2 tRNA genes and 1 rRNA gene are annotated in these 1,978 nt (G+C 50.2%); all 3 read left to right on the forward strand.

The features are described from left to right. Nucleotides 1–168: 168 nt before the first annotated feature. The 3 genes from BLP85_RS14735 to BLP85_RS14745 all read left to right on the forward strand — a co-directional run bounded on the left by BLP85_RS14735 (nucleotide 169) and on the right by BLP85_RS14745 (nucleotide 1,977). Nucleotides 169–1,706, forward strand: a 16S ribosomal RNA gene (locus tag BLP85_RS14735). A gap of 61 nt (nucleotides 1,707–1,767) precedes the next feature. Then, nucleotides 1,768–1,844, forward strand: a tRNA-Ile gene (locus tag BLP85_RS14740). 57 nt (nucleotides 1,845–1,901) lie between these two features. Further along, nucleotides 1,902–1,977: transfer RNA gene (locus BLP85_RS14745), tRNA-Ala, on the forward strand. The last annotated feature ends 1 nt before the right edge of the window (nucleotide 1,978 follow it).

Here is a 1,978-nt window from a genome sequence, read left to right on the forward strand (position 1 = left end):
AGATCATTAAGAGATTATGAAGAACAACTTGTGTGGATTTTTACTGGTTGATCGATCGAAATTATTTTCATTGATTGATGGTAGAAATTACTCGAAGTTTATTTGAGCAAATTTTTTGTCAGAAAATTGATGAGCCAAGATTTGTAGCCATAAGCTACTAATGATTTTAAACTGAAGAGTTTGATCATGGCTCAGATTGAACGCTGGCGGCAGGCTTAACACATGCAAGTCGAGCGGAGTTGTGGTGCTTGCACCATAACTTAGCGGCGGACGGGTGAGTAATGCTTAGGAATCTGCCTATTAGTGGGGGACAACATCTCGAAAGGGATGCTAATACCGCATACGTCCTACGGGAGAAAGCAGGGGACCTTCGGGCCTTGCGCTAATAGATGAGCCTAAGTCGGATTAGCTAGTTGGTGGGGTAAAGGCCTACCAAGGCGACGATCTGTAGCGGGTCTGAGAGGATGATCCGCCACACTGGGACTGAGACACGGCCCAGACTCCTACGGGAGGCAGCAGTGGGGAATATTGGACAATGGGGGGAACCCTGATCCAGCCATGCCGCGTGTGTGAAGAAGGCCTTTTGGTTGTAAAGCACTTTAAGCGAGGAGGAGGCTACTGGTATTAATACTACCGGATAGTGGACGTTACTCGCAGAATAAGCACCGGCTAACTCTGTGCCAGCAGCCGCGGTAATACAGAGGGTGCGAGCGTTAATCGGATTTACTGGGCGTAAAGCGTGCGTAGGCGGCTTTTTAAGTCGGATGTGAAATCCCTGAGCTTAACTTAGGAATTGCATTCGATACTGGGAGGCTAGAGTATGGGAGAGGATGGTAGAATTCCAGGTGTAGCGGTGAAATGCGTAGAGATCTGGAGGAATACCGATGGCGAAGGCAGCCATCTGGCCTAATACTGACGCTGAGGTACGAAAGCATGGGGAGCAAACAGGATTAGATACCCTGGTAGTCCATGCCGTAAACGATGTCTACTAGCCGTTGGGGCCTTTGAGGCTTTAGTGGCGCAGCTAACGCGATAAGTAGACCGCCTGGGGAGTACGGTCGCAAGACTAAAACTCAAATGAATTGACGGGGGCCCGCACAAGCGGTGGAGCATGTGGTTTAATTCGATGCAACGCGAAGAACCTTACCTGGTCTTGACATACAGAGAACTTTCCAGAGATGGATTGGTGCCTTCGGGAACTCTGATACAGGTGCTGCATGGCTGTCGTCAGCTCGTGTCGTGAGATGTTGGGTTAAGTCCCGCAACGAGCGCAACCCTTTTCCTTACTTGCCATCGGGTCATGCCGGGAACTTTAAGGATACTGCCAGTGACAAACTGGAGGAAGGCGGGGACGACGTCAAGTCATCATGGCCCTTACGACCAGGGCTACACACGTGCTACAATGGTCGGTACAAAGGGTTGCTACCTAGCGATAGGATGCTAATCTCAAAAAGCCGATCGTAGTCCGGATTGGAGTCTGCAACTCGACTCCATGAAGTCGGAATCGCTAGTAATCGCGGATCAGAATGCCGCGGTGAATACGTTCCCGGGCCTTGTACACACCGCCCGTCACACCATGGGAGTTTGTTGCACCAGAAGTAGGTAGTCTAACCGCAAGGAGGACGCTTACCACGGTGTGGCCGATGACTGGGGTGAAGTCGTAACAAGGTAGCCGTAGGGGAACCTGCGGCTGGATCACCTCCTTAACGAAAGATTGACGATTGGTAAGAATCCACAACAAGTTGTTCTTCATGACGATGTATCTGAGGGTCTGTAGCTCAGTTGGTTAGAGCACACGCTTGATAAGCGTGGGGTCACAAGTTCAAGTCTTGTCAGACCCACCACTACTGACGAAGCAATTCATACAGAAACGGAACGATACATTGACTTATTGATAAGCTGGGGACTTAGCTTAGTTGGTAGAGCGCCTGCTTTGCACGCAGGAGGTCAGGAGTTCGACTCTCCTAGTCTCCACCAT

Source organism: Acinetobacter kookii, assembly GCF_900096895.1.
Classification (GTDB): Bacteria; Pseudomonadota; Gammaproteobacteria; order Pseudomonadales; family Moraxellaceae; genus Acinetobacter; species Acinetobacter kookii.